Source organism: Microbulbifer sediminum (assembly GCF_021729035.1).
Classification (GTDB): domain Bacteria; phylum Pseudomonadota; class Gammaproteobacteria; order Pseudomonadales; family Cellvibrionaceae; genus Microbulbifer; species Microbulbifer sediminum.
On record NZ_JAJSAP010000004.1, the window covers coordinates 442,623 to 456,599 of the forward strand.

Genomic DNA, 13,977 nt, shown 5'->3' on the forward strand with positions numbered 1-13,977 from the left:
GCATGAAAAAAGCAATCATCTCTCTCGTCTCAATTTTCGCCATTTCCTGCGCTGCTCCACAGCATATCAACAATTCGGATGAGGCATTGCTAGCTCTGGTCGATCGAATCGGCAAGGCTCCTGAAAGCATCGAGTTTTCGCGGTTCTGGAATCAGTACCTGAACTCCGGGCAAGTATTGTCCACCGTACAGGCCCACGAGCAATTCACCGAGACAATGTCCTCTATCGAGCGAGGGGAAATTAGCTGTGAGGCTGTAGACTGGCGGAGCATCACTACAGCCAATGTTTTTTCACTCCCACCCAGGCTCGCTGCTGCTGAATGCCTGGAATCAGCGGGCAAAGACGATCTGGCAGCGTACCATCGAAATATCATTTCTTTCATCGCCTCGGGAATCCTGTCACCACACAGTGGTGATGAATATTACAGTGCTTATGAAATAGCGGGCTGGGCTGACGCTGAAGACCTTCTTGCTCTCTCAGGGTTTGAGATCATTGACAGCTATTTTGAGTTTCAAGCATCAAGGAACGGGCTATATCGAGTCTACAATGTGCGCGACCGGGAGACTGGAAAGTTCTCCCGCATCTACTTTGAGAACCTTCGCTTTCTTCATCGTGTTATCGGCGGACACTATCCCTTTGCCGGACTGAGCGATGCGCTCTTCACTAATGTGATCCAGTCACTTGCCGATAGCGACTACGCCGCACGCCATGCCGAGGCAACAGTCCACCATGCCAATGGTGAGCACGAAAAGGCGGAAGAAGCATACATAGACGCCATTAGCATGGGGTCAGTCAGTGCCAACATTGGCCTGGGGCAATTATGCATGGAAGGAAATTCCAGAAAGTTTGGTCGTTCAGACTGCCCCGCGCTTTATGTTACTGCTTCTGAGCTCGGGTTGGAAAATGCCAAAGTGCCGCTGGCTTACATCATGTACATTGGGCTGGGCGTTGAAAAAGATGCTGCCCTGAGCGACCAGCTACTGGAAAGTGCATCCGCGGCGCTAGACCCGGGGCAGGCGGAGTTTGAGTTTTCTGCACTGGCTTCGTCCGGCCAGTTCGCCCCGGCAAATAAAGCGCTCTCCAGGACCTTCCTGGAACGCGCTGTCCAGCAGGGTTACCCCCCTGCACTATTCCAGAAGGCAATGACCAAACTCGGCGCGATTCGCCAGACCAAAACCTCTGATGCCGCGATAAAAGAGTTCTCTGAACTGATTGAGACAGCTGCAGCCGCCGGCTATCCGCCAGCCAAATTCATTTACTCCCAATACCTTCTGGAAGTCTCCCGAAATATCAACCTGGGCCTGCAGATGTTGGACGAAGCTGCATCTGACGGCCTTCCCACGGCCCTGTTCGAGCGTGGTCGCGTGGCGGAATGGGGACTCTATACCCGGGAAAAAGACGAGCTCAAGGCATTCCTCGACTACGAGGCTGCGGCCGTGCGATGGCATCCCCAGGCCCAGCTCAGAGCAGGGCTATTTAATACTACAGGCAAGGCAGTTGAGGTGGATCATGACATTGCCTATGGCTGGTATTCCCTCTGCGCGGAAGCCGGGAACCTGGATTGCATTACCAATCTAGGGTATGCCGCGGAAAATGGCCTTGGAGTTGAAAAGAACCCGGCCCACGCTGCGGAGCTATATCAATTAGCAGCAGAATCCGGACACCCACGGGCAAACCATAACCTGGGCCAACTATATCGAAAAGGCGTCGGTGTAGAGCAAGATACCGGCAAATCGATCAAGTTGTTTACCAGTGCAGCGGAGAACGGCTGGGCGGACGCGATGAACGCCCTCGGCCTGCTGTATCTCGACGAAGCAGAGCGCACATACAATACCGAGATGGCATTACACTGGTTTGAAAGAGCCGCAGAGGAAAACTCAAAGTTTGGCTTCTACAATCAGGCAAGAATGTATGATGAGGGAGTGGGTGTCCAGAAAGACCGTGACCGGGCACTGAAGCTCTACCAACAGGCATCTGATCGAGGCCATGGCAGAGCCTCATTAGTCCTTGCGAAGGCCTTTGAGGAAGGAGACGGATTTGACCAGGACATCAAGCAGAGCGTCGAGTATTACAGGCTTGCACTGCGCCAGGGCGAGTCAGAGGCACTAAACCGGCTACGCCAAATTTGCACAGATACCGGCAACTGCAGTTTGACTGTCGAGGATATACTGAGAATGTCACCTCTCACTGCTCAATAGGTTTTAGTCTCACGAAGTCCGGGCCGGACCCGGCGTCATCAGTAGCGCCATTAAAAAACGGAGAGTTTTATGAAGATTGTACCAGCAGTGATTTTGGCCATAACGATCAGCCCCGCCAGTGCCACCGAATTTCAAGTGGGCCCGGTGATCGAAAACTTTGGCCCGGTAGTGGATGTCAAGGCTGATGCACCTCTTTCCGGACAAGAGCGGTTCCGGGTCGCCTTTGACGTGGCAGAGCGTGGTGAGAATGGCAAACCGAACAGGAATTTCACCAGTCTCGCACGCTTTATGAATTTACATGCCCGCGCAGGCATCAAGGCAGATCACATCGAGCTCGCCCTGGTGGTGCATGGCAAGGCCAGCTTTGATCTTCTCGGCGATAGTGCGTTCAAGGAAAAGTATGGCGAAGCGAATCCCAACCGGGAATTAATAAAGGCCCTGCAGGAAAATGGTGTTCGGGTGATCATTTGCGGTCAGTCCGCGGGGCACCTGGGGATAGAAAAAGCACAGCTGTTGCCGGGCGTGGAAATGGCCCTGTCGGCCATGACCGCGCACGCACTGTTACAGCAGGACGGCTATACCCTGAATCCCTCTTAAAACGCCCGGCACAGCGAGCGGCACTCCCGCCTGACAGGCAGCAGGGTGCCGGCGGCACAACAGTCAGTTATGCCCTCGCTCTGGTGTGAGTCCCACTTCCCGGCCAGCAGCCCAACTGGACAGGGCCATTTCTTTCACTGCGGCGAGTTCCTCCGCATCCGGTGTCGTCGTGGGCACCAGCGCCTCTGTGTCGTCATGGAACAGGTAGAGGCGGGAAGCCAGCTGCGGGAATGGCAGCGATGCCTCGCCGTGGCGCTCGCCCCTGCCCTGGGTGGACACTTTAACCCCCGCCCCCCAGTCCTGGCCGCTGTCGTTATTGGGGTTGAAAAAATACATCCGCATGGTGTTATCACTGTCGAGCGCGACACGGATCAGCGTGATCGCGTGCCAGCCGACAAAGGCGCCGGTGCTGTCGGTGACAGCGAGACCGGCGGGCTGCGGGTGAATGATTGGCTGGTTCCCGTTGTAGAAAGGATGGTAGCTGCAATAGAAGCGATGCAGGAAGGCATCATAGTCACGCAGCCCGCCGGTGTGGATATCCACGGCGAGGAAGCATTGACGACCGACCCACCAGCCGTGCAGTTCCGGGTTGATCCAGCGATGCGGGTCATCACCACGGCCCGCACACAGCTCCCCCATGCGTCGGTACACAAGGTCCAGGTGAGGAACCAGCAGCACGGATACCGGGTCGGTATCCAGCGGAACCGCCCCGCCCGAGGCCCCCGCCGAGGATACCGCCTCACCCTCGAAATGCAGGATGATTTCATCAAAGTGCGCGGCACGGGAGATCAGGTGCAGCAGGTAATCCGGATCGTTCGAGGCCCACATGGAAATAGCCCGGGCCGCCTGGCAGGTTGGGTTGTTGCCCTGGCCGATGCCCAGCGGCTGCCCCAGCACCTGTACGGTGCCCGCAAGCAGGCGCGACGCAGGTGAGACCTGGGGCCCAAACACCGCAGCCAGCAACTCTGTGCAACGCGGGGACAGGCGCAGGTCGATCTGGCGCCAGAGCGCCGGTGCCACCGGCGCCGAATAAAGCATGCCGCTTTCCAGTAACTGGGCCAGGCTATACACACACTGCGCGGTACCCAGCTGCACAGCCCCCTCGATCAGCCTTGTCACCAGGCTGTGGAACGTCCGCAGCACATCGTAGCCGGTACTGCTGAGGCCCAGCGCGAGGGCCAGTAATGAATCGCGCGCGACCGGTAATTCCCCCTGCTCCAGTGCCAGCCAGCGCAGGAACACAGCATGGTAGTCGGACACCAGCCCGCTTTCGTGCATGGCAGCGGCAAATGCGTTTGCCTCCCCTTGCAGGGCATCGGCGTCCAGCTGCGCCAGTCGCTCCCGGTACAGCGGGACGCCGGGATCATCGGCGCAGTTTTGCGTGGGGCCAAACAGGCTACTGACCAGGCGATCGGCATCGGCTGCGGCGGTGCCTGCGCCGCCCTCTCCCCGGCCGCGGGCCAGGGCGATCTGGGTGATCATCGACTTGACGCTGTCCACCTGCAGTGGTCGCTGCGACATGATGCGGCGCACCTCGTGCACCAGGCTACCGAGGATATCCGCAAAGCCGATATTCTCCAGCAGGTAGCGGAACACCACCGAAACAGTGTTGCCAGTGCGCCCCAGGCGCGCGCGCATGGTTTCTCCGGGACCGGAAAGCAGGTGATCCAGGTTGAGGGCCATTACCTGGGCCAGGAAATGCCGCGCCTGCTCGGCAGAAATCCCGCCATGCATGTAAACGCCGTTGCTTATCGCCAGCAGCCGCAACTGGCTGAACAGTTCTATCAGCACAGTCTGCCGATCCCCCTGCTCCAGCGTATTGCGTACCAGGCCCGGTAACAGGCAGGCTGGCTGGTCCCAGGGGGTATCGGCAAACACACCGGCGCGGTCACAACGTGCAGCCAGGCGGTAAAGCACATCGACTCCACCGGGCTCGCACGCCAGCCGCCCGCCCACATCCAGTACTGCCGGGCGGAAGCGTACCTTGTTAAAGGGACGCGCCTGCTCCAGCTGCTCCAGGGCGTACTCAAGTTTGTCGATCAGTTGCCGGCTTTCCACTTCACCAACCTGCTCAGCCTCATATGGCAAGCGAGTTTAGCTTACCCGCCCATACTTTATCGGACCCAGTCCACCGAATGCACTGCACCCGTTGGAGCTCGCAGGGTCACTGTGCCCAACGCCGCTGTCGTTCACTCCCACTTAAACGTAGTAGTCCAGCTCCTCCTGAGCCTTGAGAAGGTCGCGCAGCTGGTAGGGATCATCACCGAAGAAGTAGACCAGGCCCCAGTGGGTACCGAAGGCACTGCGCTTGGGCACCTTGTTCTGCATCGGCGACTGCAGTTCGTGGAACTCGAAGTAGGCATGGTTTTCGGTGGCATCCGGGATCTTCAGCTCATTGACCACGCGCCGGCGCGGATAAACCCCGAAACAGCCCGCATGGCCCCTGGCATCCACCACTTCCTTCGGGAAGAATGCCTCGATCTCCTCGTCTGTGGTTTTCGGGTCGAACATCATCACCATGGCCTGATAGGCATTGAAGCCATAGGCTCGCTCTATCAGCTCAAAGGCATTGAAGCCCGGCGGCCGGTAGGCAACTTCACCGAAATACATCTTGCCGTCGCTCGTGACAAAGTATTCCGGGTGGATAAAGCCGAAGTCAATCTCGAAGGTATCGATCAGCTTCTGGATTTCCTCCTCTACCCGGGGCCGCCATTTCTCCAGATCCGGTGTCGCCGGCACAAATACCGAATACCCCAGGGTCACGTACTCTGAAATATTCATGAAATGGATTTTGCCGTTTTTGATAAAGGCCTCTACCGCAAATTCCCAGCCATCCAGGTGGCTCTCCATCAGGAATGGAAATTCCTCATCGGGAATATTGTCAACGTCCTCGGCAGTGCGAACCACCCTGTGGCCCAGGCAACCGGCCTTGTCGAAAGCCTTTAGGTGAATCGGGTCGTTTGGGTCGCCATCCAGTTTGAGCAATGCCTGGTTCACGCGCGTCAGGAAACGGATAACATCCCCCTTGTCCTGCGCCTCCTCGAAAATGCCCACGCGAATACCGCCCAGCTGTGCCCTGCGCTTCATCAGCGCTTTGTCCCGGAACAGCAATGACTGTCCCATCAGGCGCGGGTTGTCGAGCAGCACCGCATTGATGGCGCCGGCCCATTCGACGGTTTCCTCGTAGAGTGGGATGGCCACATCCACGCCCTCGTCCTTCAGCCGCTGCGCAATTTCCATGGAGCGCTCATTGAGCCGCTCAAAGTTCCAGGAAATAAACGGTATATCATGCCTGTTCGCGTAGTCTTCAGCCCAGGACGGTGCAACAATCACATAGCGCCGGTCGAACCGGTCGATCGCGTCTATGGCATTCAGGCTCCAGCCAAGAATGGCCACGTATCCCTTATTCCGGTCGAAATTTCCCATGTCGGTCTCCATGTCGCGGGTTTTGCAGCAAAAACCGTGCGGCGGCAGGTACAGCCCGGAGCACAGGTATCACTTTGAAAAATGTGAACCTCTATACCCACCCTATCGTAGGCCCGGTTACGATGGAATGGATAGTGGCGCCAGATTGCTCCATACATGTCAATGGCTGCAGCCTGGCAACCATACTTGGCCCAGTCACTGGCTATTCAATGAAATATTTCGCGACATGGAGCACCTGTGGAAAAAGACGAAAACCTGGAAGAGTTCAGACGCTGGTTAAAAGAGCGCAACCCGGGCGAGGAAGAATTCCTGCAAGCCGTCGACGATCTGGCCACGGATGTGTTTTCCCTCTACACCCAGAACCAGGACTGGTATGACGCCTGTGTGCTGCTCCACCTGTGCGAGGCAGACCGGATTATCTCTTTCCGGGTCTGCTGGGAAGATGATAACGGCGCAGTGCATGTGAACCGGGGCTGGCGGGTGCAATATTGCGGCGCCATCGGCCCCTATAAAGGCGGCATCCGCTTCCACCCCACAGTCAACGAATCCATTCTCAAGTTTCTGGCCTTTGAACAGACCTTCAAGAATGCCCTGACAGGCCTGCCCATCGGGGGCGGCAAGGGCGGGGCCGACTTCGATCCCCGCGGGCGCTCCGACCGGGAAATCATGCGTTTCTGCCAGGCATTTATGGATGAGCTCTACCGCCATATCGGTGAGAATACCGACGTGCCGGCGGGGGATATCAATGTGGGGCGGCGCGAAATCGGTTACCTGTTTGGCCAGTATCGCCGGCTGGCCAATACCTTCAGCGGCGCCCTGACCGGCAAGGACATTGAATTCGGCGGTAGCCATGTACGTATGGAGGCAACCGGATACGGGCTGGTGTACTTCCTGCGCTGCATGCTCGCACAGAGGAACCAGGAACTCGGGGGGCAGGTGGTGGCCGTTTCCGGCGCCGGCAATGTGGCACTGCACGCAGCGCAGAAGGCGGTACAGCTGGGCGCCAAGGTGGTATCCCTGAGCTCCAGCAGGGGCGCACTTTATTACCGGGATGGCATCCCACGGGAGCTGATCGAGAAAGCCCTGGACCATCGGGCCGGTTCCACTGAGCTACTGACCGGGATGGCCGATGCCTGCGGTGGCGAATGGCACAAGGGTTCCACTCCGTGGAGTTTCCCTTGTGATATCGCCCTGCCCTGCGCGACCCAGAATGAGCTGGACGGTAACGACGCGAGGGCGCTGATTGAAAACGGCGTGAAGATGGTGGCAGAGGGAGCCAATATGCCGTGCACTGCGGGGGCGATCGAAGCGTTTCAGAAGGCCCGCATCCCCCATGCGCCGGGCAAGGCCTCCAACGCCGGCGGGGTGGCCCTGTCGGGCCTGGAAATGGCGCAGAATGCCTCCTTTACGCGCTGGGAGCAGGAGCGACTGAACGAGCAGCTGGTGGAGATCATGCAGGATATCCACCGCCAGTGCATCGCCGAAGAGCAGGGAGAGAAGGATTACATCAACTACCACCGCGGTGCCAACCTGGCCGCATTCCGGCGCGTGGCCAGTGCCGTCTACGCTCAGGGAGTGGGCTGAGCCGGCCCGGCCCTGGCATCTGCAGCGCGCTTTCAGCCATCCGGCCCATGCCGTAACATGGGCCAGATAAGTCTGCCAGAATAACGAGGGATTCATGGCCCAGCCGAACCAGTTCCGCCTGCTCTCCACCCGGCGCTTCCTGCCCTTCTTCCTCACCCAGTTCCTGGGCGCCTTCAACGACAACGTCTTCAAGAGCGCCCTGATGGTGATGATTGCCTTCCGGCTGGCGGCGGACCAGGCCAATGCACTCAACAACCTGGCGGCGGGCCTGTTTATCCTGCCGTTTTTCCTGTTTTCCGCCACCGCGGGCCAGCTGGCCGACAAATACGACAAGAGCCTGCTGATCCGCCGTATCAAGCTGGCGGAAATCGGGATCAGCGTGCTCGGGGTGGCGGCCCTGGTGCTGGGTAACAATGCATTGTGCCTGCTGGTGCTGTTCCTGCTTGGGGTACAGTCCGCATTCTTCGGACCGATCAAATACGCCATTCTGCCCCAGCACCTGCGCCGCTCGGAGCTGGTGGGCGGCAACGCCTTTGTGGAAATGGCCACGTTCATTGCCATCCTCGGCGGCACCATTGTGGGCACGGTACTCAGCGGGGCCAGCGACGCCAGCAGCAACAGCCAGTGGATCGGCGTGCTGATCATCACCATTGCCCTGCTGGGTTACCTGGTGTGCCGCGCCATCCCTGCCGCCCCGGCGCCGGTGCCGGAGCTGAAGATCGAGCTTAACCCGATCAGCCAGACCGCGGGGCTCCTGCGGGAGATTGTCAAAAAACCCGCAATTTTCTATTCGATTATCGGTATTTCCTGGTTCTGGCTGCTGGGCGCCGCCTACCTGACCCAGATCCCCAGCTTTGGTAAGAACGTCCTCGGCGGCGACGAGCCGCTGGTGGCACTGCTGCTGTGCAGTTTTACCGTGGGCGTGGCCATCGGCTCCCTGCTCTGCTCGCGCCTTTCCGGCGGCCGCATTGAACTGGGCCTGGTGCCCCTGGGTGCCGCCGGCCTGACCTACGGCGGCGTCATGCTCTCGGTCATCGGCGGCGGACTGTCGCCGCTCACCGAGAGCTCACTGGCGGCTTTCTGGGCCAGTGCCGGGGCCAAGGGTTTCCTCCTGCACCTGGCACTGATCGGCGTGTTCGGCGGGCTCTATATTGTGCCGCTGTACGCCATGATCCAGGACCGCACTGAAAAGGCCCTGCGGGCACGGGTGATCGCCGTCACCAATATCATGAATGCCCTGTTTATGGTGGTTTCGGCAGTACTGGGCATCGTCTTCCTGAGCGTGCTGGATTTCAGCATCCCACAGTTCTTTATGGTGATGGCCCTGATGAACGCGGCGGTGGCGGTGTTCGTCTTCAACCGGGTGCCGGAATTTGCCATGCGCCTGCTGGTGTGGCTGCTGTCTCACACCATGTACCGGGTAAAACACGAGGGGCTGGAGCAGATTCCCGACGAGGGGCCGGCCATCATCGCCTGCAATCACGTGAGCTACGTGGACGCACTGCTGCTGGCCGGCGCCGTGCGCCGGCCGATCCGCTTTATCATGTTCAAACCTATCTATGAGATCCCGGTACTGCACTTTATCTTCCGCACCGGCCGCGCCATCCCCATCTGCTCACGAACCCAGGATCCGGAAGGCTATGAGCAGGCCTTTGTGGAAATCGAGCAGGCCCTGAATGACGGCGACCTGCTGTGTATCTTCCCCGAAGGCCAGCTGACAAAAGACGGGGAGCTGACACCATTCAAGGCGGGCATCGAGAAAATCCTGCAGAAAAACCCGGTGCCGGTTATCCCCATGGCCCTGCGCGGCCTCTGGGGCAGTTTCTTCAGCCACAAGGGCGGCAATGCCTTTACCACGCTGCCGCGGCGCTTCTGGTCCCGCGTAAGTGTGGTGGCGGGCAAGCCGCTGGATGCGACCTCAGCGAGTGCCGACAGGCTTCAGGAGGCAATACTGGGGTTGCGGGGCGAACAGCGCTGAAAAAGGTCGCATGGTGTGCCCACCCAGAACCCCAGGCCATCGCCATAGGACGCCGGCACGCCCTCTTCGTGATGTGCGCGACGGGTCGAGAGCGTCCCGAGCACCGCATCGTAGAACTTGGTCGCCGACGCGACATCATCGACCCCCACGGAAACATGACTCAGTATCATTACTACTTCCTTGCATAAACCTGCCTGCAAACCGCACGGTCTCCGGTTCTGCCGCAATGGTCAAGCGCGTCTTGCCGTGCAGGGAAAAGTTACTTTCACTCTCCGGCAACCTGACCTCGCGAATCCGCACCAGATTCAAGGCTGGATTGCAGGAGGCAATCGAACCGGCAGCCGCCAAAACCGCCTAAACAGACATTCCTTTATTTCCATCTCGTGACAGGCCGATTTTGCCCCTGTCCTGTATCCCCGCGGTAAGCAATCTTATCCACAGTGGCCAGATTGTAGTAATCTACCCAAAACCGTGAGCCAGCCCTCAACACTTCTGTGATGTTGATTAGCCCGGTCATAGCAGCCCCGTCGCGCGATATAGATAACAATGAACGATAAAAAGCGCCCTATTACGGCCAGTCCGCACTTGCGGGGGCTGTTTTGTTTTCTGGCCGTATTGTTGGGCGCCCTGCCCGTGCCCCTGCTTGCCAGTGAAGTGATCGTAATCACCGGGGAAGAGGATGGCAGCAGGCGGACAGGCCAGACAGAGATCTGGCACGACCCGCGGGACACCAGCGGCGTAGAGGGAGCCAGCCGGGCCTATGCAGGAGGTGACTTCGTACCGCTGCAATCGGCGGGCTCCACGGGTCTGAAAGAAGGGGCGTTCTGGTCCCACTTCATCCTCCACAACCCCTCACGGCAACCTGTAACCCTCAACCTGGAATATGTCGATCACCAGTTGATTGAGCTGGCCGCCTACCAGCGGCCAACACCGGGAACTGGCGAGTATCGGAAGCTGGCACAGCTATCGATGCACGGATCGTTCGAGCAGCGGCCGGTTGAGCATCACCGGTTCGTGCTGCCGGTGGAATTACAGCCAGGTCAGCACAGGGAATTACTGGTGCGGTTCAGCTCCGCAGAAATCGGCTTCGTATTCCCGTCCATGCGCATCTGGAGTCCCGATAATTTCCGCAACAGCCAGGTACAGGAGAGCAGTGGTGTCGCCTTCCTGTTCGGCGGCTTCTTGCTGATGGCAGTTTTCTCCCTGATCTGTGGTATCACCAGTGGCGGGCGTACATTCTATTTCTATGCCATTTATTCGCTGTCCAAGATCGCCGCCTGGGCCACCATACTGGGCTTTACCCACCAGTACCTGGTCCGCGAGCAGTTCCAGTGGCACTACATGTCCATCAGCGGTGCGATGAGCATCCTGTGCGGGCTGGCATTCGCGCGCCAGTTCCTCCAGAGCCGCAGGTACACCCCGCGGCTCGATCGCGTTTTGGTACTGATGATGGCCAATGCCGCCCTGCTCCTGGCTGCCGCTGCGTTGCAGGTCAAGGCCCTGGCACTGCTCACCATCACCCTCGCCCTGCTGCTCTACCCAATGGTGACCGTGGTCGCGGTAGTGCGCTGGCGACAGGGCTCCGGTGCCGCGGCCATGTTTGCCCTGGCCTGGAGCCTGCTGGTGGCAGGCTTGTTTACGCAGGCCCTGCGGGACCTGGGCCTGGTCGGGCACACCATGTTCAATTACTACTGGCCACCGGTTGCGTCCTTCACCGAGATGCTCACCATCATGGCGGCCATGGGCATTCGCGTGCGCAGCCTGGGCCTGCAGAAGCGGGCCGCGGAGCGGCAGTACCGACAGCAACTCGAACACTCCAAGGCCGAACTGGAAACCATGGTGTGTGAGCGCACCCGCGAGCTGGAAGCCGCCATGCAGCGGGCAGAGCTGGAGGCCCGTACCGACCCGCTCACCGGCATCCGCAATCGCCGCAGTTTTATCGACGATGCAGAGCGGTACCTCAAGCTGGCACGGCACAATGGCCGCGACTACAGCCTGCTGATGTTCGATATCGACCACTTCAAGCAGATCAATGATGACCACGGCCACGCGATCGGCGATGAAGCGCTGCGCCAGTTCAGCCACACTATCCTCGGCTCCATTCGCGACACCGATATTTTCGGGCGCCTGGGAGGCGAGGAATTCGGGTTGGTGTTGAGCGGGAGCAGGGAGGATGCACTGCAGACCGCACAGCGGCTGCGACTGGCAGTTGCGGCTATTTCTATCCCGACCACATCGGGCGGGCTTGCCTTCACCACCAGTATCGGAATCGCCCACCAGGAAAACGGCTGCGGCCTGGACACCCTGCTGGCCAGGGCGGACCGGGCGCTCTACCGGGCCAAGCAGGGTGGCAGGGACCTGGTGATGGAATACCGGGATTTTACCCCGGAACCGATGCCGGCCTAGCATGCGCCGCCCGGGCCTGGTTCAGCAACACTGGGGCCGTGCGTAAGGAATCCGCCAAACTGGAACCAGTCCCCCGGGAAGGCTTATAGCCAGGACTTATCACCGAAAGTGAGAAAACTCATTTAACAGCCGCTTCCGCCGACGCTAGGCTCATACTGAATCGTCAACAACGTCCGGTTCCGCCGCTTACTTTTCCAGGCTCCTGGTCAACAGGCAAGACGGCGAGACAGCATGGTCCCTAGCGAGGAGAAGACAATGACCATCGTAAAACAGCTTCTTGGTGCCCAAACTACAGAACCGCCGATCGGTACCGAGTGCAACTATGACGACAACTACTACGGCGACCAGGTGTGCGTTATCCGCACCAACAGTCCCCGGCGCTGACGGGACCACGCAGACTCCCCCCGTGTCGGGCTCCCGCGGGTAAAGAATCGGCTCCTCTACCCAGCCCGGGAGCGCGCATCAGTTACCTGGCGCGGCGGCGCGTCACCAATTTACGTACACCGGGCCTCGACCATTAGCCTGGTGGCGCCATGCGTGATTACGGCCCCAGTACCACGGTTGGGACCAAGGATCTCCAGAGGCTAACCCAAACGAAAGCAGCACATAGCTGCCAGACTCCGGCCATGATCAACAGGGACTGGTTCAGCACGTAAGGGCTCAACGACAACAGCCCTGGCCTTCCTGTATCGGAGGGCACTTTACCGTGCCATAGGAGCAGTAAACACAACAATCTCCCGGTTTGGGCTCGAGAAGCTTATGGCACTGCTCACATTCATAAAAAAACTGGCAGAAATTAGTCGGCATTTCTTCTTTTTTTGAATGCCCGCATTCAGGGCATGTAATGGAGCAATGTAAAATTACCTTTTTCAATAGTCTATCACCTCGAACTAACAGTTAATCGTATTCCGAAACGTTCAGCTGCCGACGGGAAATCATCAGGATGCGAAACCCCACTAATGTGACTGAGCCAATCGAAAGATTAGCTCTTGCACTATCCGGACATCTACTTATCTCTCTAGCGTCAGAAACGCCCCAGCCCCGAAGGGGCAATAACAGCCGCCTGTCATGCCTACCTAGGCAGGAGGCCTACAGACGTATAAACATAAGCTGGCTCACCCAGTGCTTTAATGTGCTCACTTACTTCGCTGTATGGAATTAGCATAGGGGATCGATACGACTCAAATAGTGCCACATATTTTAACTTAGTTTTTAGAGGCTTCGGTTTTCCGCAACTAGTCTCATATCGAATAACAGTTACAACCTGAGGCTGAGGCTCACCCCAGCCATATAAAACCCGAAATTCAGTTTGTGCATTATGGGGGTATCTATTGTAGTGATAATCAACAGACACCTCTACAATCGCACGATTGTCCACCTCTTTGACCATCCGAATGAAACGTTCCTTTTGGGATTCTGGCTGAATATATAAAAAATCCCCATCCGGTGTTAGCGGCGGAACTACTTTCGGAAGAATTGGCTCACAGGCGTTGGCAAGAAATGGAAATACCACTGAAATTAACAGTGCCAACTCGATTACTTTCATTGGCACCACGTAGGCATAACGCTGCCAGATGCGGTGATCTGCTACCACTTTCGTGGACAATTTATGCCGCCAGTTTTTCATATTCGGACGGTGATTGGTAGCCGAGACTGGAGTGAAGCCGGTCTCGGTTGTAGAACTCTATATACTCGATGATATGTGCCACTAAATCGATTTCATTTTCGAACATTCGCTGATGAACGAGCTCTGCCTTCATGCTATGGAAGAAGGATTCAACGATAGCA

12 protein-coding genes are annotated in these 13,977 nt (G+C 58.2%); 6 read left to right on the top strand and 6 right to left on the bottom strand.

The genetic code is table 11. The features are described 5' to 3' along the window. Nucleotides 1-2 precede the first annotated feature (2 nt). Both LVD11_RS09295 and LVD11_RS09300 read left to right on the top strand, forming a co-directional pair. On the top strand, nt 3-2,198 hold the full coding sequence (locus LVD11_RS09295; RefSeq protein WP_237058245.1) for a tetratricopeptide repeat protein: 2,196 nt from the start codon (nt 3-5) through the stop codon (nt 2,196-2,198). 69 nt (nt 2,199-2,267) lie between these two features. Continuing rightward, a complete protein-coding gene (locus LVD11_RS09300; protein ID WP_237058247.1) occupies nt 2,268-2,795 on the top strand; it encodes a DsrE family protein in 528 nt (175 codons plus the stop codon). 63 nt (nt 2,796-2,858) lie between these two features. Here LVD11_RS09300 and LVD11_RS09305 read toward each other — a convergent pair whose 3' ends face one another. Together LVD11_RS09305 and LVD11_RS09310 are read right to left on the bottom strand one after the other, a co-directional pair. After that, nucleotides 2,859-4,883 (bottom strand): hypothetical protein, encoded by a 2,025-nt coding sequence (locus LVD11_RS09305; RefSeq protein ID WP_237058250.1) that lies wholly within the window; start codon nt 4,881-4,883, stop codon nt 2,859-2,861. A gap of 111 nt (nt 4,884-4,994) precedes the next feature. After that, entirely contained in the window at nt 4,995-6,221 is a 1,227-nt protein-coding gene (locus LVD11_RS09310; RefSeq protein ID WP_237058252.1) for an ATP-grasp domain-containing protein, read from the bottom strand. Nucleotides 6,222-6,458: 237 nt separating this feature from the next. Here LVD11_RS09310 and gdhA point away from each other — a divergent pair, with 237 nt between their 5' ends. Further along, nucleotides 6,459-7,805, top strand: coding sequence for an NADP-specific glutamate dehydrogenase (gene gdhA / locus LVD11_RS09315; protein ID WP_237058254.1), 1,347 nt, complete (start codon nt 6,459-6,461; stop codon nt 7,803-7,805). 94 nt (nt 7,806-7,899) lie between these two features. Continuing rightward, nucleotides 7,900-9,783: an MFS transporter gene (locus LVD11_RS09320; RefSeq protein WP_237058256.1), complete on the top strand. Its 1,884-nt coding sequence runs from the start codon at nt 7,900-7,902 to the stop codon at nt 9,781-9,783. On the opposite strand, the gene LVD11_RS09325 is transcribed toward LVD11_RS09320, so the two are convergent. Next, nucleotides 9,744-9,953, bottom strand: coding sequence for a VOC family protein (locus tag LVD11_RS09325; RefSeq protein ID WP_237058258.1), 210 nt, complete (start codon nt 9,951-9,953; stop codon nt 9,744-9,746). The genes LVD11_RS09320 and LVD11_RS09325 overlap by 40 nt on opposite strands. A gap of 376 nt (nt 9,954-10,329) precedes the next feature. Between LVD11_RS09325 and LVD11_RS09330 the strand changes: the two genes are divergently transcribed. Both LVD11_RS09330 and LVD11_RS16915 read left to right on the top strand, forming a co-directional pair. Next, complete coding sequence (locus LVD11_RS09330; RefSeq protein WP_237058260.1) at nt 10,330-12,189, top strand: sensor domain-containing diguanylate cyclase; 1,860 nt, start codon at nt 10,330-10,332, stop codon at nt 12,187-12,189. A 255-nt stretch (nt 12,190-12,444) separates the two neighbouring features. Beyond that, the gene (locus LVD11_RS16915) at nt 12,445-12,573 is read left to right on the top strand and encodes a hypothetical protein (protein ID WP_255775493.1); all 129 of its coding nucleotides are present in this window, start codon (nt 12,445-12,447) and stop codon (nt 12,571-12,573) included. A gap of 276 nt (nt 12,574-12,849) precedes the next feature. Here LVD11_RS16915 and LVD11_RS16970 read toward each other — a convergent pair whose 3' ends face one another. The 3 genes from LVD11_RS16970 to LVD11_RS09340 form a co-directional block, all read right to left on the bottom strand. Then, nucleotides 12,850-13,062 (bottom strand): GDCCVxC domain-containing (seleno)protein, encoded by a 213-nt coding sequence (locus LVD11_RS16970; RefSeq protein ID WP_305080679.1) that lies wholly within the window; start codon nt 13,060-13,062, stop codon nt 12,850-12,852. 199 nt (nt 13,063-13,261) lie between these two features. Continuing rightward, nucleotides 13,262-13,735: a hypothetical protein gene (locus LVD11_RS09335; protein ID WP_237058262.1), complete on the bottom strand. Its 474-nt coding sequence runs from the start codon at nt 13,733-13,735 to the stop codon at nt 13,262-13,264. 61 nt (nt 13,736-13,796) lie between these two features. Further along, on the bottom strand, nt 13,797-13,977 hold a 181-nt coding region (locus LVD11_RS09340; protein WP_237058264.1), incomplete at its 5' end, for an IS3 family transposase.